This window comes from Thalassospira sp. CH_XMU1448-2, from assembly GCF_037027285.1.
GTDB lineage: Bacteria > Pseudomonadota > Alphaproteobacteria > Rhodospirillales > Thalassospiraceae > Thalassospira > Thalassospira profundimaris_C.
On the sequence record NZ_JAYMEA010000005.1, the window covers coordinates 253,027 to 273,451 of the forward strand.

At 53.8% G+C, this 20,425-nt stretch carries 23 protein-coding genes; 11 read left to right on the forward strand and 12 right to left on the reverse strand.

What is annotated here, in order from left to right; genetic code table 11:
• Positions 1 to 24: 24 nt before the first annotated feature.
• Positions 25 to 654, reverse strand: coding sequence for a protocatechuate 3,4-dioxygenase subunit alpha (gene pcaG, locus WA318_RS17745; RefSeq protein ID WP_336083264.1), 630 nt, complete (start codon positions 652 to 654; stop codon positions 25 to 27).
• A 3-nt stretch (positions 655 to 657) separates the two neighbouring features.
• Positions 658 to 1,371 (reverse strand): protocatechuate 3,4-dioxygenase subunit beta, encoded by a 714-nt coding sequence (gene pcaH, locus WA318_RS17750; protein ID WP_114096980.1) that lies wholly within the window; start codon positions 1,369 to 1,371, stop codon positions 658 to 660.
• Between the two features lie 101 nt (positions 1,372 to 1,472).
• Between pcaH and WA318_RS17755 the strand changes: the two genes are divergently transcribed.
• Together WA318_RS17755 and WA318_RS17760 are read left to right on the forward strand one after the other, a co-directional pair.
• Positions 1,473 to 2,426 carry a LysR family transcriptional regulator gene (locus tag WA318_RS17755; protein ID WP_336083267.1) on the forward strand — a complete coding sequence of 318 codons (954 nt, stop codon included), beginning with the start codon at positions 1,473 to 1,475 and terminating at the stop codon, positions 2,424 to 2,426.
• Positions 2,427 to 2,436: 10 nt separating this feature from the next.
• On the forward strand, positions 2,437 to 3,072 hold the full coding sequence (locus WA318_RS17760) for a trimeric intracellular cation channel family protein (RefSeq protein ID WP_114096978.1): 636 nt from the start codon (positions 2,437 to 2,439) through the stop codon (positions 3,070 to 3,072).
• 104 nt (positions 3,073 to 3,176) lie between these two features.
• Here the strand turns inward: WA318_RS17760 and phnF are convergent, their stop codons facing one another.
• A complete protein-coding gene (phnF, locus tag WA318_RS17765) occupies positions 3,177 to 3,890 on the reverse strand; it encodes a phosphonate metabolism transcriptional regulator PhnF (RefSeq protein WP_258548611.1) in 714 nt (237 codons plus the stop codon).
• A gap of 132 nt (positions 3,891 to 4,022) precedes the next feature.
• Between phnF and phnG the strand changes: the two genes are divergently transcribed.
• From phnG to phnN, 8 genes are read left to right on the forward strand one after another with little or no spacing between them, the layout of a single operon-like run.
• Positions 4,023 to 4,538 carry a phosphonate C-P lyase system protein PhnG gene (gene phnG / locus WA318_RS17770; RefSeq protein WP_114096976.1) on the forward strand — a complete coding sequence of 172 codons (516 nt, stop codon included), beginning with the start codon at positions 4,023 to 4,025 and terminating at the stop codon, positions 4,536 to 4,538.
• Entirely contained in the window at positions 4,535 to 5,143 is a 609-nt protein-coding gene (gene phnH, locus WA318_RS17775) for a phosphonate C-P lyase system protein PhnH (protein ID WP_114096975.1), read from the forward strand. The genes phnG and phnH overlap by 4 nt, the downstream gene beginning before the upstream one ends.
• Before the next feature lie 2 nt (positions 5,144 to 5,145).
• Complete coding sequence (locus WA318_RS17780; RefSeq protein ID WP_336083273.1) at positions 5,146 to 6,279, forward strand: carbon-phosphorus lyase complex subunit PhnI; 1,134 nt, start codon at positions 5,146 to 5,148, stop codon at positions 6,277 to 6,279.
• 4 nt (positions 6,280 to 6,283) lie between these two features.
• Entirely contained in the window at positions 6,284 to 7,210 is a 927-nt protein-coding gene (locus tag WA318_RS17785) for an alpha-D-ribose 1-methylphosphonate 5-phosphate C-P-lyase PhnJ (protein WP_336083275.1), read from the forward strand.
• Entirely contained in the window at positions 7,210 to 7,992 is a 783-nt protein-coding gene (gene phnK / locus WA318_RS17790) for a phosphonate C-P lyase system protein PhnK (protein ID WP_443082648.1), read from the forward strand. The genes WA318_RS17785 and phnK overlap by 1 nt, the downstream gene beginning before the upstream one ends.
• A 13-nt stretch (positions 7,993 to 8,005) precedes the next feature.
• On the forward strand, positions 8,006 to 8,710 hold the full coding sequence (phnL, locus tag WA318_RS17795; RefSeq protein ID WP_220150275.1) for a phosphonate C-P lyase system protein PhnL: 705 nt from the start codon (positions 8,006 to 8,008) through the stop codon (positions 8,708 to 8,710).
• On the forward strand, positions 8,703 to 9,845 hold the full coding sequence (locus WA318_RS17800) for an alpha-D-ribose 1-methylphosphonate 5-triphosphate diphosphatase (protein ID WP_336083278.1): 1,143 nt from the start codon (positions 8,703 to 8,705) through the stop codon (positions 9,843 to 9,845). Before phnL ends, WA318_RS17800 begins: the two co-directional genes overlap by 8 nt.
• Entirely contained in the window at positions 9,842 to 10,447 is a 606-nt protein-coding gene (phnN, locus tag WA318_RS17805) for a phosphonate metabolism protein/1,5-bisphosphokinase (PRPP-forming) PhnN (RefSeq protein ID WP_336083280.1), read from the forward strand. Before WA318_RS17800 ends, phnN begins: the two co-directional genes overlap by 4 nt.
• Positions 10,448 to 10,507: 60 nt before the next feature.
• Here phnN and WA318_RS17810 read toward each other — a convergent pair whose 3' ends face one another.
• The 6 genes from WA318_RS17810 to WA318_RS17835 form a co-directional block, all read right to left on the reverse strand.
• Positions 10,508 to 11,206, reverse strand: a complete 699-nt coding sequence (locus WA318_RS17810) for a DUF1045 domain-containing protein (RefSeq protein ID WP_336083282.1) — start codon at positions 11,204 to 11,206, stop codon at positions 10,508 to 10,510.
• Between the two features lie 135 nt (positions 11,207 to 11,341).
• The gene (locus WA318_RS17815) at positions 11,342 to 11,989 is read right to left on the reverse strand and encodes a chloramphenicol acetyltransferase (protein ID WP_336083284.1); all 648 of its coding nucleotides are present in this window, start codon (positions 11,987 to 11,989) and stop codon (positions 11,342 to 11,344) included.
• A gap of 4 nt (positions 11,990 to 11,993) precedes the next feature.
• Entirely contained in the window at positions 11,994 to 12,806 is an 813-nt protein-coding gene (phnE, locus tag WA318_RS17820; protein ID WP_114096969.1) for a phosphonate ABC transporter, permease protein PhnE, read from the reverse strand.
• A 69-nt stretch (positions 12,807 to 12,875) separates the two neighbouring features.
• The gene (gene phnD / locus WA318_RS17825) at positions 12,876 to 13,892 is read right to left on the reverse strand and encodes a phosphonate ABC transporter substrate-binding protein (RefSeq protein WP_336083290.1); all 1,017 of its coding nucleotides are present in this window, start codon (positions 13,890 to 13,892) and stop codon (positions 12,876 to 12,878) included.
• A 68-nt stretch (positions 13,893 to 13,960) separates the two neighbouring features.
• Positions 13,961 to 14,806 carry a phosphonate ABC transporter ATP-binding protein gene (gene phnC, locus WA318_RS17830; RefSeq protein ID WP_336083292.1) on the reverse strand — a complete coding sequence of 282 codons (846 nt, stop codon included), beginning with the start codon at positions 14,804 to 14,806 and terminating at the stop codon, positions 13,961 to 13,963.
• 302 nt (positions 14,807 to 15,108) lie between these two features.
• Positions 15,109 to 16,104: an Ldh family oxidoreductase gene (locus WA318_RS17835; protein WP_336083294.1), complete on the reverse strand. Its 996-nt coding sequence runs from the start codon at positions 16,102 to 16,104 to the stop codon at positions 15,109 to 15,111.
• Positions 16,105 to 16,383: 279 nt separating this feature from the next.
• Here WA318_RS17835 and WA318_RS17840 point away from each other — a divergent pair, with 279 nt between their 5' ends.
• Complete coding sequence (locus WA318_RS17840) at positions 16,384 to 16,839, forward strand: META domain-containing protein (protein WP_336083296.1); 456 nt, start codon at positions 16,384 to 16,386, stop codon at positions 16,837 to 16,839.
• A 104-nt stretch (positions 16,840 to 16,943) separates the two neighbouring features.
• On the opposite strand, the gene WA318_RS17845 is transcribed toward WA318_RS17840, so the two are convergent.
• The 3 genes from WA318_RS17845 to WA318_RS17855 all read right to left on the reverse strand — a co-directional run bounded on the left by WA318_RS17845 (position 16,944) and on the right by WA318_RS17855 (position 20,363).
• The gene (locus WA318_RS17845; protein WP_336083298.1) at positions 16,944 to 18,614 is read right to left on the reverse strand and encodes a BCCT family transporter; all 1,671 of its coding nucleotides are present in this window, start codon (positions 18,612 to 18,614) and stop codon (positions 16,944 to 16,946) included.
• Between the two features lie 66 nt (positions 18,615 to 18,680).
• On the reverse strand, positions 18,681 to 19,094 hold the full coding sequence (locus WA318_RS17850) for a universal stress protein (RefSeq protein WP_336083300.1): 414 nt from the start codon (positions 19,092 to 19,094) through the stop codon (positions 18,681 to 18,683).
• A 324-nt stretch (positions 19,095 to 19,418) separates the two neighbouring features.
• Positions 19,419 to 20,363, reverse strand: coding sequence for an alpha/beta hydrolase (locus WA318_RS17855; protein ID WP_336083302.1), 945 nt, complete (start codon positions 20,361 to 20,363; stop codon positions 19,419 to 19,421).
• Between the last annotated feature and the right edge of the window lie 62 nt (positions 20,364 to 20,425).

Genomic DNA, 20,425 nt, shown 5'->3' on the forward strand with positions numbered 1-20,425 from the left:
CCAGAATGCCGGTTTAAACGCCCGTCAGACATCGAAAAACACGGTTTCGTTTTCACCCTGTAAAACAATATCGAACCGATAGACCGGCACAGGACCGCTATCATCACGGTTGGCAACCAGGGTTTTGCGTCGTTCGGTTTGCTCAATCAGGTTCAGGACCGGATCACTGGCATTTGCTTCCTGTTCATCGGCAAAATACATCCGGGTGTTCAACCCGATATTGATACCACGTGCGACAATCCAGAAATTGATATGCGGGGCCATATCCAGACCATTGCGCCCCGATACCACGCCGGGCTTGATGGTTTCAAACCGATAGACAGCGGTATCGAAATCGGTCCCTGCACGGCCCCAGCCACGGAAACCCTCGTCGATCTGGCCTTGCTTCTGACGGTCAAGTTCATGGTTATAGCGCCCGTCTGAATTGGCTTGCCAGATTTCCAGAAGCGCATCGCGAAGCGGCGTGCCTGTTCCGTCAATCACCCTGCCTTCGATGATGATCCGTTCGCCCCGGGTGTTTTCATCGGCCATGATATTGGTGAAGTTGTTTTCAAAAATATCAAAGCCGGCCTGTTTGGGGATCAGTCCGATATGAACATAGGGCCCCGCCGTCTGGGATGCGGTTTCTTTGAGATAATCAAGTGACTGCACCATGGATCAGTTCCCTTCCAGACGGTTTTCAAACAGGGTCGAACGGCGACCACGCAGAACGATGTCAAATTTGTAGGCAATGGTATCGAGCGGGATTGATCCGTTCAGATCAATCGGCGCGATCAGACGGTTGATCGCATCTTCATCCGGGATAACATGGACAATCGGGCATTCCTTGATCAGCGGATCACCTTCGAAATACATCTGGGTGATCAGACGCTGCGCAAAGCCGGACCCAAAGACCGAGAAATGGATATGGGCCGGACGCCAGCTATTGACGTAGTTGCGCCAGGGGTAAGGGCCCGGCTTGATGGTGCGGAAGAAATAATAGCCGTTCTCGTCGGTCAGCGCGCGACCACATCCGCCGAAATTCGGATCAATCGGGGCAAGATAGGTATCCTTCTTGTGGCGATAACGGCCACCGGCATTTGCCTGCCAGAATTCCACCAGCGTATGGGGAACCGGGCGGTTGTTTTCATCAAGAACCCGCCCATGCACAATAATACGCTCGCCAATCGGATCGCCATCCTTGGCATAGTTGCGGATCAGATCGTTATCAAGCGGCCCCAATTCATTCTGACCGAACACCGGGCCAGTGGTTTCCGACAGGGACCCCTGCAATGACAACATTGCCTGACGCGGGGACCGCGCTACCGATGTCTTGTAAATCGGGGTATAGCCCGCTGGCTGAAGCGTTCTGTCACGCTGATAGAATTCCATAGATCTTCCTCCGCAAAATGAACAAACCGGTTCTTGCCGGTCTTGTGATCATCCTGCGCAGCCAATTGCATAAAATAAATGCATGATTTATCATCTAACTCATGAGTAATTTCGATCATTTGGAACTGGACGGTCATGCTTTGCGACTGTTTCTTGCCGTCCTTGAAGAAGGATCGGTAACAGCAGCCGCCGAGCGGCTTGGCGTCACCCAATCAGCAGTCAGTCACAATCTGACCAAGCTGCGCCGGATCATGCGTGACCCGCTTTTCACCAAATCCGGACGCGGAATTGTTGCAACGGCTCATGCCCAAAGCCTGGCCGAGCAGGCACGCTTTCTTCTTGATCAGATGCAGGCCTTTGCCAGCGGGGCGGATTTCGATCCCGAAGCAGCCGAGATGACTTTGACGATTGCTGCAAATGATCTGCAGCGTGATCTTCTACTGCCAAGCCTGTTTTCACGCTTGCAAGGCCAGCTTGCCGACATTCGCATGACCGTGGTGCCGTCGCTTTTGCCGGGCCCCGCCTTGTTGCGCGAAAACCGCTGTGATCTTCTGATTTCGCCGCGCCCGCCCGAAGGTGTCGATATTGTTCAGAAACGGCTTCTGACCGACCATTATATGGTCTTTTATGACCCTGACATGCGCGAAGCCCCGACCAGTCAGGATGACTATTTGTCAGCGCGCCATATCACCGTCAGATATGGCAATAACCGCACACTTGAATTCGATGATCTTCTTGAAAATCAGGGGATTGATCGTAACATCGTATTGCGGGTGCCGAATTTCACGGCCATTGCCGAATTTCTGCGGGGCAGTCAGATGATCGCAACATTGCCAAGCCTGCTAAAGCAACATGCCCTGCGTGACTTTGCCCGCAGCCAGGTTCCTTTATCAACACTTCGGGCCGGTACGATTGATCTGCCGATCTATATGTGCTGGCATCAACGCTATCAGCATGATCCGTCGCATCGATGGCTGCGCAACCAGCTTGAAGACGTGGTTGCTGCCAGGTTGCGCACACCGACCAAAAGCCCGCTTCCGCAACAGACAAGCTAGACAGGACGTCATGACCATTACCCAGATTATCTATTGGCTTGAATTGGCGGGGGTTGCGGTTTTTGCAATCACCGGCGCGCTGGAAGCATCCCGGCGTCAGATGGATGTTGTCGGTTTCATTCTGATTGCGACATTTACCGGGATCGGGGGCGGTACGGTACGCGATGTGATTACCGGGGCAACGCCGGTTTTCTGGATCCGCGATCCGGCCTGGGTGGTGACGTGCATCGGGGCTGCGGTGTTTACCTATTTCACTGCACATCTTGTTGAACGACGTTATGTCGCCCTGATCTGGCTTGATGCGCTGGGTCTTGCCATGTTTGGTGTTACAGGTGCAGCAATCGGGCTTAATCTTGGGGTTTCGCCGCTTGTCGCGATCATTCTGGGTATGATTTCCGCGACCTTTGGCGGCATGGTTCGCGACGTGGTCTGTAACGAAATCCCGCTGATCTTGCGTCCGGAAATCTATATCAGCTGCGCACTTCTGGGCGCGAGCATCTATGTCGTGGGCACAGCCCTTCTTGATTTGCCACGCGGCCCCGTTGCCTTCATCGCATTTTTCTGTGCGTTCATGCTGCGGGCCTGCGCCATCAAATTCAAGCTCAGCTTCCCGGTCTATAAAGCCCGTCCCGGTCGGGAATATTGACGCGTATATGCATTATCGACGGTCGTTGAAACTACTATCCCGGAGATAGTTAGTTAACTCACTTTTATTCTCTGCGCCTTGCGGGCAGGGACTGAAAGGCACGATTATTCGACAATCAATTGCACGCGATCACTCGAAAAGGCCGTCACACCATATTCAATCGGCACCCCGGCTGAATCGATATCGACACTTTCGGTCGAGATAACCGGTCGGTTCTTGGCCTGTTTTAGCAGGCTTGCCACACGCGATGATGGCAAGGTTGCCGAAATGCGGGTCGTCTTGCGGCTGTAATCATCAATCCCGAACCGTTTCAGGGCCTCGGTCAGGGATTTGGTCTGGGCGAATATTTCGACAATCCCGTCAAAGCGCGCCGCCGGAAGATAGCTTGTCGCCACCGCAAGCGGCACACCATCGGCCTCCGATACCGAAAACAGCTCGATCACGCGCGTGCCCGGTTTGACATCAAGAAACTGCGCGACCGTGACACTGGCCTTCAGGACTTCTGAAGAGATCAGTCGTTTGTCGGGCAGGCGATGACGCCCCGAGACAATCTGCGAGAAACGGGTTTTTGATCCCAACGGATAATCAAGAATTTGTTCCTGAACGAAGGCACCACGTCCCTGTTCAACGCGGACCACATTGGTATCGACAAGTGCCGCCATTGCACGGCGCACTGTATGGCGATTCACTCCGAAACGACGGACAAGTTCCATCTCGGTCGGCATCTTGTCGCCCGGTGAAAACACACCTTCCGCGATATCGGCAAGAAGCTGTTTTTCAATTTGCTTCCAGATAGATAGCCCCGGCTCCCAATCCATCTCATTTCCCATTCACAAAACTTTCACCGCAAGACCTTTGCCAAAGTCGATAAATCATCTTATAACGTGAATATGTATAGACGTCTAGACAAATTTTAAATTTGTCGACATGCTTGAAAAAGGATCAGACAGATGACGGCGCAAACTGCCCAGACCGCTGGGCCCGGCCAGGATCACAATCCATTGAATCCCCCCCAGACAAAGGCCGTTGATGGTGTGACTGCCGCAAGGCAGCGCTGGATGTCGGTTCTTGCCCGCACGCCGCGTACGGTGCTGGAAACAAAATGGGCTGATACCTATAGCGACGTGAAATGGTCCCATTTGCGCGAACCACAAATCGGCATGGTCATGGTACGCGGTCGCGCTGGCGGTGCCGGACAGCGCTTCAATCTGGGTGAAATGACTGTCACGCGCTGTGCCGTGACCCTGTCTGACGGCACCGTCGGCCATTCCTATGTCAAAGGCCGCGACCGGTTGCAGGCACAATATGCCGCCCTGTTTGATGCAATCATGCTGCGCGATGGATCAGCCTGCGATTTCATTGATGATCTTGCCGCCGCACAGGCCAATGCCAAACACGAACATGCGCGCAAGGTCGCGGCCACCAAAGTTGATTTCTTTACCCTTGTCCGCGGAGAAGACGAATGACCCTGCAATCCCAGACAAGCGAGCTGCTGCCGGGCTTTGACCATGCCGCATTTGATTCCAATGCGGTTTTTCGTGTTCTGCTAGATGCCCTGTCCCGTCCGGGGCGCATTTATGATGTGCCCGTTTCGGTGGCGACACCCGATGGCCTGAATGCAACCACCACCGCCACCCTTCTTGCCATGGCCGATATGGACACCACCATATGGTTATCGCCAACCTGCGTGACCAAGGCCGCAACGGATCATCTGAAATTCCATTGCGGTTGCCCGATCAGCGATGACGTTGCCAAGGCCGATTTCGCAGTCGCCCGCATTGATGATGATCTTTCCTTCATCACCCACCTTTCGGTTGGCAATGCTGAATATCCTGATCAATCGGCAACCCTGATCCTGATGGTTGATGAGATTTCCAACGCCCCGGCCATGAAACTGACCGGACCGGGGATCAAGGACAGCCATGATCTTGATATCAAAAAACTGCCCGCAAGCTTCCACGCATGGCGTGCGGAAAACCATCACATGTTCCCGTGCGGGGTTGATGTGATTTTCGCAAGCCCGACCAAGATTGCCGCCCTTTCGCGCACCACCCGGATTGAGGTCATTTAACCATGTATGTTGCCGTTAAAGGTGGCGAACGCGCCATCAACAATGCCCACCGGCTGCTTGCCGAACAGCGCCGTGGCGACAAGAAAATTGCCGAGATCGAAACCGATCAGATCGAACAGCAATTGTCGCTGTCCGTCACCCGGGTCATGGCCGAAGGATCGCTTTATGACCGCGATCTGGCCGCCCTTGCCATCAAGCAGGGACGCGGTGATTTGATCGAGGCGATCTTTTTGATGCGCGCCTATCGCACGACATTGCCGCGTTTTGCCTTTTCCAAACCGATCAGGACCGCGGATATGGATGTGTCCCGCCGAATTTCGGCAACTTTCAAAGACCTTCCGGGCGGTCAGATTTTGGGCCCGACCTTTGACTATACGCATCGCCTTCTCGATTTCACCCTGATGGCAAATGGTGAAGACCCGCTTGATGCACCAAGTGGCGAACGTCCGGTCGATGAAAACATGCCGCGCGTTCTGGATGACATCCTGAATTACGAAGGCCTTATTCAGGATGAACCGGTACCGGTCGATGACACCGCGCCGGTCGCCGACCTGACACGCGAACCGATCAAGTTCCCGGCTGGTCGCGACCTTCGTTTGCAGAACCTGACCCGCGGCGATGAGGGCTTTGTCCTTGCCCTTGGCTATTCAACCCAGCGCGGCTACGCCAACAGCCACGCCTTTGTCGGTGAAATCCGCTATGGCACCGTATCGGTTGAGATCGAACCCGAAGAACTCGGCTTTGCCATTGATATCGGCGATATCGAACTGACCGAATGTGAAACGGTCAACAAGTTCAAGGGATCGAAGACGAAGCTTCCGCAATTTACCCGTGGCTATGGCCTTGTCTTTGGCCAGAACGAGCGCAAGGCGATTTCCATGGCGCTGGTTGATCGCGCCATGCGCGCCGATGAAATGGGCGAACAGATCATGGGCCCGGCACAGGACAGCGAGTTCGTCATGGAACACAGCGACAATGTCCAGTCGACCGGTTTCGTCGAACATATCAAGCTGCCGCATTACGTCGATTTCCAGGGCGAACTTGAACTTGTCCGTCGCATGCGGGCCGAAGTCGAAGAAAGACTGGCCAAGCTTGAAGCCGATGAAGCGAAATCCCAACCCGAAGCCGCGGAGTAATTCCATGGAACAACTTGCGAATAATCCGGCGGATGGGGCAACGGCCTATAATTTCGCCTATCTTGATGAACAAACCAAACGGATGATCCGGCGTGCCCTTCTTAAGGCCGTCGCAATTCCGGGCTATCAGGTCCCGTTTGCCGGTCGTGAAATGCCGATGCCTTATGGCTGGGGCACGGGCGGCGTGCAGGTGACTGCAGCGGTCATTGGCCCGAATGATACCCTTAAAGTCATTGATCAGGGGGCGGATGACACCACCAATGCGGTTTCGATCCGTCAGTTCTTTGCCAAGACGGCAAAAGTCGCAACGACCGAAAAGACCGCCGAGGCATCGATCATTCAGACCCGCCACCGCATCCCGGAAAAGGAACTGCGCGAAGATCAGGTTCTTGTCTATCAGGTACCGATCCCCGAGCCACTTCGTTTCCTTGAACCGCGCGAAACCGAAACACGCAAGATGCATGCGCTTGAAGAATACGGCCTGATGCATGTGAAACTTTATGAAGATATTGCACGCCATGGCCACATCGCCACCACCTATGCCTATCCGGTGATGGTCGATGATCGCTATGTGATGGACCCATCACCAACGCCGAAGTTCGATAATCCGAAAATGAACAATATGGCGGCCCTTCAGCTGTTTGGGGCCGGGCGCGAAAAACGCATCTATGCCCTGCCGCCCTACACCAAGGTCAAAAGCCTCGATTTCGAGGACCACCCGTTCGAAGTCCAGACATGGAAAGACGAATGCGGCATGTGTGGTGCACATGACAGTTACCTTGATGAAGTCATTCTCGATGATCAGGGCAACCGGATGTTTGTCTGTTCGGACACCGATTACTGTGCCGAGCGACAGGAAGCAGGCCATCGCGGCCCGCAACATCACGACCAACCTCTTGGCAATGCATCACGCGAAAAGGCAGCAGAATAATGACCCAGATGACTGATCCGCTTTTGCGCGTTGACAACCTGACCATGATGTATGGCGACCGGGTTGGTTGCAAGGATGTCAGCTTTGAACTGCGCCCCGGTGAAGTACTTGGCATTGTGGGGGAATCCGGATCGGGAAAATCCACTTTGCTGCGCAGCATTTCCGCCCAGCAGGAACCGACCAAGGGGACAGTGGAATACCACACCCGCATTGATGGCGTGCGCGATGTTTACCAGATGTCTGAAGCCCAGCGTCGTCTGTTGATGCGCACCGACTGGGCATTTGTTCACCAGAACCCGCGTGACGGGTTGCGCATGAATGTCAGTGCCGGGGCCAATATTGGCGAACGCCTGATGGCAATCGGGGATCGTCATTACGGCAACATCCGCAGCAACGCCGACAGCTGGCTTGGCAAGGTCGAAATTGCATCCGAGCGCCTTGATGATCTGCCATCAACCTTTTCGGGCGGCATGCAGCAACGTCTGCAAATTGCCCGTAACCTCGTAACCAGCCCGCGCCTCGTCTTCATGGACGAACCCACGGGTGGCCTTGATGTCTCTGTTCAGGCCAGATTGCTCGATCTGCTGCGCGGGCTGGTTCACGACCTTAATCTTGCGGTGATCATCGTCACCCATGATCTGGCAGTTGCGAGGCTTCTTTCGCACCGGCTGATGGTGATGCAGCAGGGCAAGGTGATTGAACACGGCCTGACCGATCAGGTTCTTGATGACCCGCAGCATCCCTATACCCAGCTGCTTGTTTCTTCCATTCTTCAGAACTGACCGGGGCGAGAAAATGTCTGAAATGCTTCATGCTCAAAACGTTGGCAAAAGCTTTACGCTCCATACCCAGGGCAGCGTGACCATTCCGGTTTTTCAAGGCGTGGAATTCACCCTGTCAGCCGGAGAATGCATCGCACTGACCGGTGAATCGGGTTCGGGGAAAAGTACCTTTATGCGCATGCTTTATGCCAATTACACATGTTCAGAAGGGTCCATCAAGGTGTTCCATGATGGTGACTGGCTGGACATCACCACGGCCAGCCCGCATTCGATCCTTGAGGTGCGTAAACGCACGATGGGTTATGTCAGCCAGTTCCTGCGCGTGATCCCGCGCGTTCCGACACTTGAAATCGTCGCCGAACCGCTTGTTGCACTGGGCACCGCCCGCGAGATTGCGATGGACAAGGCGCGCGATCTTTTGACCCGGCTTCGTATTCCTGAACGCCTGTGGCAGCTTTCACCGCTGACCTTTTCCGGGGGCGAGCAACAACGCGTGAATATTGCGCGCGGCTTTATTGCCGATTATCCGGTCATGCTGCTTGATGAACCGACCGCATCGCTTGACGCCCAAAATCGCGCCACTGTTTTGGCGTTGATTGAAGAAGCCAAGGGACGCGGTGCCGCAATTGCCGGTATCTTCCATGACCATGAAACCCGCGATGCGGTCTGCACCGGGTCGTTTGATGTGACTTCGTTTAAAGTTGGGGCCAATGACTGAACAGATTTTTACCAATGCCAAACTCGTTCTGGCAAATGAGGTCATTGATGGTGCCATCCAGATAAAGGACGGAATGATTGTTGATGTGTCTGATCGGCCATCAAACATTCCGGGAGCCGAAAACATGGATGGCGATTACCTGATGCCCGGCCTGGTCGAACTTCATACCGACAACCTTGAAAAGCATCTGACCCCGCGCCCGAAAACCCGCTGGCCGGCCACAGCGGCCGTTATCGCCCACGACAATCAGGTTGCCAGTGCCGGGATCACCACGGTTTTTGATGCGATTTCGGTTGGCGATGTAACTGACGGTTCAGAACGTATCGAACGTCTGATTGAATCGGTCACCGCCCTTGAGCATGCCCTTGAAAACAAGTTGCTGCGTGCAGATCACAAACTGCATCTGCGGTGTGAAACGTCCTATGGCGGCTTGATCGAGGCACTTGATAATCTGGTTGATCTGCCTTTGGTCAAGATGCTCTCGGTGATGGATCACACCCCGGGTCAGCGCCAGTTCGTCAGCCTTGATGCCTATTACACCTATTATCAGGGCAAATACGGCATGAGCGACGAAGAAATGCGCAAGTTCATCGCATCGCGCAAACGCGATTCCGAACTTTATTCCGTCAAGCATCGTCGTCATGTCGTGGATCTGGCGCACGCCAGGAACCTTGCCCTTGCAAGCCATGATGACGCAACCGTCGAACATGTCGCCGAGGCCGTTCAGGACAAGATGACCGTGGCCGAATTCCCGACCACGCTTGAAGCCGCCAGGGCTTCGCACGAAGCCGGTCTTGGTGTGATGATGGGCGGACCGAACCTTGTACGTGGCGGGTCACATAGCGGCAATGTCGCGGCGGGCGATCTGGCAAAGAATGGCTATCTTGACATCATTTCAAGTGACTATGTCCCGCACAGCTTGCTGCATGGGGCGATGAAACTGTTTGATGATTTTGATGGCTATGATCTGCCGCGTGCCATTCGCACCGTTTCGCTTAATCCGGCAACGCAAGTTGGCCTGACGGATCGTGGTGAAATTGCCACCGGAAAACGTGGCGACCTGATCCGGGTGCATCATTCACCACACCACCCGATTGTGCGTGGTGTCTGGCGTGAAGGTGTGCGCGTGTCATGACCGATCGCCATGCACAGGATGGCATCGCAAAAACCGGACTTCTTGTCCTTGTCGTCGGCCCAAGTGGCGTTGGCAAGGACACCCTTCTTGATGCAGCACGCGAACGTCTTAAGGGCGTTGGTCATATCTGCTTTCCACGGCGCTGCATCACCCGTCCGGCCGGATCGGTTGGCGAGATCCATATTCCGGTCCGGTCCGAGGATTTCAGCCAGATGGCCCGACAGGGGGCATTCCTTTTAAGCTGGAAGGCACATGATCTTTGCTATGGCATACCGCGCCATGTGCAGGATGATGTCGCACATGGCAAAACCGTGATCGTCAATGTGTCACGCAGTGTGATTGATGATGCCTGTGCATTGCTTGGACATGATCATGTTCGGGTTCTGAACATTCGGGCCAATCGCGATGTGTTGCGCAAGCGCCTTGAAGCACGTGGCCGCGAAGATGCCCTTGATATCGAACGTCGCCTTGCGCGTGCATCGGCCTATCAGGTTGATGGCAACAATATCGTTCATGTCGATAATGATGCCGACCTTGAAACCGGTATCGCCCGCTTCATTGCCGCGATCGAGATTGATCAGGCAATCGCCACTCGGGCATAGATCCTTCCGCGACGTACTGAACTTGCACAAAATGCTGCAGTTTTTGCTGCAGCATTTTTGTTATCCCCCAAGCGAAAATCTTTTAAGGAAACGGAACGGTTTTCCATCACCCGGATCGCCAAACAGGCAGATATCGGAAACGATAAACGGGTCCTGACAAAGCGGGGCAACGACGGGCCGCAAGGCTGTTTCAAATCTTTGCGCCTGCTCCGCATCAAGTTTGTTGGTCAGGGTCAGATGGAAGCGGAATTCCTCCATCACATAGGGATAGCCCCACTGCACCAGACAGGCTTCCTGCCGATCCGTAAGCCCAACCGCACGACGCTTGTTCATCGCCGCTTCGTCTTCGGGCTCGCGGAAGTCATCAAGGACCCGCACCAGTGACGCCGCAAGTTTGCCAAGTTCCCCAACCGGTTCCGTTGGAACCAGCGCCAGAAACCGGCCAATTGCTTTCAGGGTCAATGGTCCGCAGCGAACCGGCGTGAGCCGCACGGCAAGATCGTTGATCGCGACCTCAAGACCAGATCGGGTTTGTCCATCCTTCAGCGCAAAGGGCGGCTTGAGCGTTCCATGAAATCCGTACCGCACTGGCGAGGTTGTTGCGGCAACGATCTCGCCCCCGTCCAGTCCTTCTATTGCAAGACGCGCAATGTCATTCCCCGTCTCCGCATCACGCCCCAGCCAGGCATCCCCGAACCGCCCAAGCGCACTTTGTGACGACGGAGCATAGTAAAGTGCGTAACGCTGATAATCAGACATGATTTCTCTTTGATAGAATGCGGGGCCAAGCCCCATCTTGGAAACAGTTACGACGCAGCGCAATATCAAGTTTCACGAAAAAGCGCCGAAGAATTCCTTCCCGGCGCGATCTCAAGTTTTCCTGACTTTGCAACGTCAGACCGTATCGTATTTCAGACAAAAATCGCGCACCGGAAGTGTTCGGAAATCGCTTAGTCGTTCACGCAACATCTCATGGGACCAGTCCCACCATTGAATGCGCAAAAGAGCATCAACGATATCGGCTTCGAACCTAGGGCGCAGTGGACTGGCCGGAATGCCGGTCACGATGGTGTATGGTGCAACATCCTTGGTCACCACCGCACCTGATCCGACAACGGACCCGATGCCAATTGTGACACCTCCCTGAACAATCGCCCCATGCCCGATCCAGACATCATGTTCAAGTCTGACGTGCCTTTCACGGCGCCAGTCAAAGAAGGCCGGATCATCATCGCCAAGCTCATAGGCGCTTGATCGATACTGAAAATGATGCATCGACGCGCGGTCCATCGGATGCTGTCCGGGGTTGATCCGGGTATGGGCCGCGATATTCACGAACTTCCCGATATCGGAATAGATGATCTCGCTATCATTCACGACATAGGAGTAATCATCCATTTTCGTTTCGCGCATGGATGTCCGTGGGCCAACTTCGGTCCAGACACCCATTTCGCAATCCACAACTGTCGCACTGGCATCAATCGTCGGCGTTTCCGACAGGGACTTCATGGCAGGCTTGGCCTGCGAAATTTGAAATCTCATTTATTCAGGTCACCAGTTTGCGCAGACGCTGGGAAACCATATCAAGCAGACTGACCGAAATGATGATGATGATCATGACCGCAGCCGTTTCCGCATAATAGAAGCCGCGGATATATTCCCACAGCACCATACCGATGCCACCGGCGCCAACAATCCCCAGAACAGTGGCCGAGCGTACATTGGATTCAAAACGGTACAGCGAATAGGAAATCCAGAGCGGAAGCACCTGCGGGATCACCCCGAAAATAACTTCCTGCAGTGCATTGGCACCCGTTGCGCGAATGCCCTCGACCGGTTCGGGATCAATCGCCTCAACCGCCTCGGAGAACAATTTGGCAAGAACACCGGTCGTATGAATCCACAGCGCAAGCACACCGGCAAACGGCCCCAGACCAACCGCAACAACGAACAACATGGCAAAGACCATTTCGTTGATCGCACGGAAGGAATCCATCAGGCGACGCACAGGCTGATACACCCAGACCGGTACGATATTCTCAGAAGACAGAATTCCAAACGGGATGGAACAGACGATGGATAGCGCCGTCCCCCAGATCGCGATCTGGATCGTGATCCACATTTCTTCGACATAGGTCTTCCACATCAGGAAGTCCGGTGGAAAGAACCCCTCGGCAAAATCGACCATATTGCCACTGTTTTCAAACAGGGCCATGGGACGCATATCCGCACCTTCCCACGACATGGCCAGAAGACCAAGAATAACGGCCCAAAGCAGGAAGCTTGACGCAGACCTTTTCAAATCCCGCGGCGGGATGGCCGTCGCGACAGATGATGCGGAAGAAATGCTGCTGTTCATCGTGTTAATCCCGGATGGTAAATGCAAACAGGGAGCACACTTTGCGCGTGCTCCCTGTCAAAAGGCCGATTACTCGTAGGAAACGAGGATATCGAGTTCTGCCAGTTTCTTGTCGATTTCAGCAACGCGGGCTGCTTTCTCGTCAGCGGACAGTTCTTCGGTGTTCTGGATTTTCAGCTTGTCTTTGTACAGTGCCAGCTGACGGATCGGGTAAAGCTGTGCATTCGAGCTTTCCATGAATTTGCCCATACCGTCCTGGATACCAGCCAGAACCTTGTTGGCACCTTCAACGTCACCCATACGACCGTAGCCAAGGAAGAACGCCTTGATTTCGGATTTCAGTTCGCGTGACAGGTCCTTGCGATAAACCATCGGATCAGACGGGATCAGCGGCGAGGTCCAGATGACTTTGACCTTGTCGGTGATTTCCGGCTTGTTCATGTTGGTACGGGCAAGCTGTTCGGAGTTGTTGGCAGCAACATCAACCTGTTTGTTGGCCGTCGCCATCAGATTGGTTTCATGGTTCGCATTACGAACGGTCTTGAAGCAATCTTTCGGATCGACACCGTTCTGGGCAAAAACGTAATAAGTCGGAACCAGGAAGCCCGAAGTCGAGTTCGGATCACCGATACCGAAATTCAGCGAACCATCACATTTCAGCATATCGGCAAGCGTATTGAGCTTGTCGTTATCTGCCTGGGTGATGATGTGGGAATAATAACCATTGGTGCCATCGGATTTCGAGGTCTGAACGAAAACTTCGCCACCCGCACGATCAACGGCTTCCATTGCCGACTTGTTACCGAACCAGCCAACATGAACCTTGCCAAAACGCATGCCTTCGATGATGCCAGCATAATCCGGCGCAAAGAATGCCTCGATCTCCTTGCCGAGTGCTTTTTCCATGTCGTCGATCATCGGCTGCCACTGGGCTTTGAGGTTGGAGCTCGACTCAGTCGAGATGAAACCGAATACCAGTTTCTCCGGGTCCTGTTCGAGCGGCTTGTACTCAACATCAGCCGCTGCAATACCGGATGCAAGCAAGGTTGCAGCCAGAGCTGCGGATGCAATTGTCTTACGGATCATAGGAAGTCCCCTGTCAGATATGAATTGGACGTGTTTCGATGAGGTAAGGCAGTCATAAGGTGACCCGGCTAGCTTTGCGCCACAGCCAGATCCTTTTTCGCAACCGGCTCAGCCGCTGGACGTTGTTCGTCCCCGGAACCATCTGCAAAAAGCTCGGAAGAATATTCGCCGTAAAGTTCGCGCAGGAATTCCGGCGTCAACTGGGTCGAAGGTCCGTCAAAAACGACAACACCATCGCGCATGGCGATGGTGCGTTTACAATAATCCTTGGCGTAGTCGACCTGATGAAGCGATACGATCACGGTGACATTGTCTTCGCGATTAACGCGATCAAGCGTGTTCATCACCTTGCGCGACGAGGCCGGATCAAGTGACGCAATCGGCTCGTCGGCAAGGATCAGGCGCGCACCTTGTGTGATTGTGCGTGCAATTGCTGCACGCTGTTGCTGGCCACCGGAAAGATTGCGGGCTTTTTTGGTCGCATGTGCATCAATGCCGACACGATGCAAAGCTGCCATGGCGCGCATTTTTTCGGATTTGGTAAACAGACCAAGCGACCCGCGCCAGGCCGGCACCCGCCCCAAAAGCCCCATCAGCACATTGGTTAAAACCGACAGTCGGCTAACAAGGTTGAATTGCTGAAAGACAACGCCGATTTCTGCACGCACCTTGCGCGCACCGCGCGAAATCTTGCCATTTTCCTGAATGGTTTCGCCAAACACGACGATTTTGCCGCCATCGCGATCTCCGCGCAGCAAACCGGCGATGTGACGGATGAGTGTCGATTTTCCTGAACCCGATGCGCCAATCAGCGCCACCATTTCGCCTTCGCGTACCTGCAACCTGACGTCGCTTAGCGCGCGCTTGTCACGGGTAAAGCTTTTGTTCAGTCCAGAGATGTCTACAACCAGCATCAAGAAATCGCCTGCATGTGTTTCGCTGGATGAAGAAACTACGCATGAACGGCGACTCTACAGTGACACTGATGTTACAGTTCGATGATTACGAGGGCTAATTCCCGCCAACAACAATCAAACTTGTCTATACATCAAATATTAAATCAAATTATCGCGTCATAACTAAAAATAAATACCGTCATAAATTGTGAAAATTTAAAAATAGAATTATCCAAAACAAGATCAGACGAAAATATTTTTCATTTTCACCGTGATAAAATTCGTAAAATTCACAAATTAATCGTCTGATTCCAACAGTATTATTTTATGTCATTGATCGCTGAAATCACGTCATCTTCGATTTCCAGGCCTTCGGTCTGGGCTGAAAGCTGTGCCAACTTGCCGCGACGCCCCGGAAGACGAACGCCATCTTCGGCCGCGATCTCGTTTGCAATCTCGGCAAGATGATCAATAACCCCAACACCGCCGGTTGTGATCGGGTCTATTGCGATAATCATCTGCCCAAGTGCTGGTGGCTTGCCCTTGTCATCAAACAGTGATGAAGACTGGTGACCAAACTGCGCCCCGGTCAAACCGGCGGCCAACAGTTCCACCATCATGGCAAGGGCCGCCCCTTTGACCCCGCCCGCCGGAACCATCGTACCGTCAAGTGCCTTGACCGGATCAGTTGTCGGGTTGCCATCAGGGTCGAGCGCCCAGTCATCGGGAATCTCGACACCTTTTTGTTTGGCCGCCATGATCTTGCCGCGTGCCACCTTTGACAATGCCAGATCAATGATGATCGGATCACCTGCATCCCCGACCGGGATACCAAAGGCGATCGGGTTGGTGCCAAACATCGGACGACGCCCGCCCCAGGCGGCCATTGCCGCCGGCGCATTGGCAAACATCATTGCGGCCAGGCCCTGCTCTGCGAGCCGTTCGACCGTCAGTCCCATCACCCCGGCATGATGGGACTTGTGAATAGAGGCAATAGCTATTCCCTGTGAGCGCACCATGTCCGGCAAATGATCCATCATCAGATCAAGTGCGGGATAGGCAAACCCGTATTGGGCATCAATCCGCAGCACCCCGGGTGCCGTTTTCTCCATAACCGGTGTCGCCTGTCCGTCGACCTTGCCTGCACGGGCTTGTGCCGAATAGGCCGGAACACGTCTGAAACCATGCCCGCCCTGCCCGGACGCCTCGGCATTGACCAATGCAGTGGCAACCGATGCTGCATTTTTTTCAGCAACATTGCAGCGTATCAAAGTCGTACGAACAAGGGTGTGGGCATCTGCGAGTGATATCTTCATCGGTATCTGGACCTTGGATTACGGCTTGAGCAGCCAGTGGCGGGTACCCTGACAATAGTCGCAAGCCCCGCCCTCAGGCAAAGAAGTTTTAACGGATGATCTTCGCCCTGGCCCATTTTCTGTGGCTTATAAATATCTGACTTTGTGCTAAAATCTTGCCGCAAACGTGTTTCAGACTTCCCGAATAACGTGAATATTTACATTCCAGCCGTTCCTGTAACGGGCACAGTTCATTGACATGCAATGACACGGGACAACGATCAACACAGGATACCGAACATGCGCAACATCAAACCAATCATGTTTTCTTCCATGGCTGTGGCCGCGACATTGTTCCTGTCGGCCTGCAACACAACCGGACAAACCGACATGACAGCCGATTGGTCGAATGTAACCGGCAAGAACTGGCAACTGACCATGCTGACAAACGGGGACAAGACCCTGACCCCGACAGCCCCGATCCAGCCAAGTGCGCTGTTTGCGGCTGACGGCAAGGTAAGTGGATCGTCGGGCTGCAACAATTACTTCGGAACATACACCCAAACGGCGGATCAGCTGACTTTCTCCCCGCTGGGGGCAACCCGAAAGATGTGCATCAATGGTGCGATGGAAATCGAAACCGCATTTAATGCTGCAACCGGGCGGGTAGCGAGCTGGACCCTTTCAGACGGCAATCTTGTTCTGCTTGATGGCAGCGGAAAAGCCGTAATGACATTTGCGCCGACGGCCCCCTGAGCCAATCAGCTTGGCGACGGTTTGTCGTTCATCATCCCCAAAAAGAAGGGCGCCATTTGGCGCCCTTCTACGTTGACTGGCAAGATCACCCAAACGAGACGGTCCTAGTCTTCGCTTGGAGTTGCCTCGGACTTGGGTCCGACCGCATGCGGCTCGCTTCGTAAGCCCTGAATAATCGAATAACAGGCCAGAAGCAGCACAATCGCAAACGGAAAGCCCGTTGACACAGCCATCGCCTGCAAGGAACCAAGCCCGCCGCCCAGCAACAATGCAATCGCCACCAGCCCTTCAAAGGTGCACCAGAAAACGCGCTGGGGCACCGGGGCATCCACCTTGCCGCCTGCTGTGATGGTATCAATCACAAGCGATCCGGAATCTGATGACGTCACAAAGAAAACAATCACCAGAACGATGCCAAGAAACGAGGTGATTGCATGCATCGGCAATTGTTCAAGCATCGTGAACAGCTTGATCGGAAGGCCCGCCTCGGCAATTGCGGTGACACCTTCACTGACCATATGAACCGCTGTTCCGCCAAAAGCGGTCATCCAGAACACACACACCAACGACGGAATGATCAGGACGCAGGTGATAAACTCACGCACCGTGCGCCCGCGCGAGACACGGGCAATGAACATGCCGACAAACGGCGACCAGGAAATCCACCATGCCCAGTAAAATGATGTCCAGCCCTGGCTGAAATTGGCATCCGTCCGCCCGACCGGATTTGAAAGGGCGGGCAAATATTCAACATAGGCCACAAGGGAGGTGAAGAACCCCTTGATAATATCCATCGTCGGACCAACCAGAACAACAAACACCAGCAGCAGCGCGGCCAGCACCATATTGATTTCTGACAGCCGTTTGACCCCGGCATCGAGCCCCGCCAGAACTGAAATCAGGGCGACACCCGTGATCGCGATAATCAGAAAGACCTTTGATCCATCCGTAACCGGAATGCCAAACAGGAAATCAAGCCCGGCATTGGCCTGTTCTGCCCCGAAACCAAGCGATGTTGCCAGACCAAACAAAGTGGCAAACACCGCAAGAATGTCGATCACATGACCGGTCCATCCCCAAACACGCTCGCCAAAGATCGGATAGAATACCGACCGCATGGTCAATGGCAGCCCCTTGTTAAACGAAAACAGCGCCAGCGCCAGTGCAACGGTTGCATAAATTGCCCAGGGATGAAGTCCCCAATGGAAAATGGTTGCCGCCATACCCAGATCAAAGGCCGCATCCGGATCACCAGCCGCCGCCCCCAATGGGGCCCAGTCGGTACGCAAGCCCTCATCGCCAACCGCAACCCCACCCATCGAAGAGGTGAAATGCGAGATCGGCTCGGAAACGCCATAGAACATCAGACCAATGCCCATGCCAGCTGCGAACAGCATCGCAAACCAGCCGGAATAGGAATAATCGGGTACCGCATCTGCGCCGCCAAGACGCACACGTCCAAGCGGCGAAACAATCAGAAACAGACACAAAATCACAAAAACATTGGCTGCTGACAGGAAGAACCAGTCAAAAGTCGATGTCAGCCAACCGCGCAGTTCATTAAACATCGGCCCGACACTGCTCTGAAAGGCCAGAGTCAGGAAAACGAATGCGACAATGGCCAACCCGGAAACAAGAAATACCGGGTTATGCACATCAAGACCAAATGGTCCGATTTCGGTCTGAATATTGTCTTGCCCGATTTCATAATCGGTATCGATCGGGTTCGCTGCACCATCCGGGCTTTCAATGCCCGTATCAGCTTCTGACCCCATTTCAAACTCCCTAGATTGGTGAAGAAACAGCTACCCCTAGCCGTCTTTGCACAAAGGCTCGGTTGTTTAACGCACGAGGAACACAGAATGATCCGAGTGCGATGCGACATATCCGCCATGCGATGAAAAAATATGATCCGCAACACCTGGCACATGTGATGCCATCACAATGACATCCGCCCCCAATTCATCGGCCTTGCTGACGAGTATCTTGCCAAGGTCAACGGCCGGATCATGCGCGATTTCAGCCACAGCCGAGGTTGCAATACCCGACTTGCGGCTCACATCTTCTGCAAAGACCGAGATCTTCTGTTCAAATTCTTTGGGATTATGGGCAACCTCGGACGGGGTATTCGTCCCCACGGCAAGAAAGCAAATTTCTGCCTTGTAATGCGCTGCCAGATCAGTGGCCGTTTTTACGGCCTTGTCGAGTTTCTCGATATGGGCCAGATCAACAGGCACCAGCATCTTCTGATACATTCATTCCTCCGTTGTGCGCGCGCCAATATTGGCAAATGGCCTTCGGTCGAAATTACAGTCCAGAGATGATAGCAGCTCGTTGAAAATAAATCAAAAACCCTCAAAATTCATGAGAATTTGGTAAAACTCTAAAAATACCCCGCCAGAGAACGGAATATAAAAGACATCTTTACCCCCGTTTATTTATCAAACATCCCGATGAAATCTTGCACAAATAATCCATTAACCTGAAAGAAGCCGACAAAAAATTCCCTAACACCCAAAACATAAAAAAAGACCGGCTTTCCGGTCCTTGTCTATTGTCGTGTTTCATTGCCTGAAAGATCAGCCTTGCGCCGCCATGGTCTGGATGGCTGCGCATAATCTGCTAAACGCGTCTTTTGCTCCGGCACTCATTTTTCGGGCCCGAAGCCAGCCATGAACCATTTGCGGCTCCTCGCGATATTGCACTGAAATCCCAGCACGGGCCAGTCTGGCCGCATATTCCCGCCCGTCATCACGCAACGGGTCAAAATAGGCCGCCGTAATGTATGTTGCGGGCAGTCCGCGCAAATCATCCACCGACAGGGCATGGGCATACGGATCATCCATCGGCGCCTTAAGCACATCACGGTAATAGATGACGTCATCCGTGCTCAGCCCCGGCGCATTGGCCATCTGGCCATAGCTTGGCCAGTTCAAATCCCCACCCAATGCCGGATAAATCAGGACCTGCCCCAGAACCCGATCACCAAAGCCATCCTCACGGGCACGGACAGCCAGTCCTGCGGCCAGCATGCCGCCGGCACTATCCCCGACAAGAACAATCTTCCTGCCCGCCATCAGAGAGCTTTGCATCACCCGATGACAATCTTCGTGCTGGGCCGGCCAGACATATTCCGGCGCCAGTCGATATTCGACCGATGTCAGCTCTGCCTCTGCGGCTTGGGCAATGTCGGCACAGATTGCATCATGACTGTCGCGGGAACCAACGACAAAGCCGCCACCATGCATATAAAGAATTCGATGCTCCGATGTGACCCTGGCCGGACGATAATGACGCACCGGAACATCCCCGATCTCATCATCCTCAACCTGCATGCCATCGGGATGAGGAAATGCAAATTGCGCGCATAGCGCGCCATACCACATCCGTTGCTGCTCTATACCGGCGGCAACTGCATCAGGCGGGAAAAAGCTGTCACATTTGGCAATGAATGCCCGAATGCCGTCTTCTTCGGGCATCGGGTCATAACTGATATCAAATGAAACCGGGCCGGATTCCGACATCGGGAAACCTTTGCGAGTTGGGACACCTCAAAACTAGCGCGGATGCCCGATCATTAAAAGGT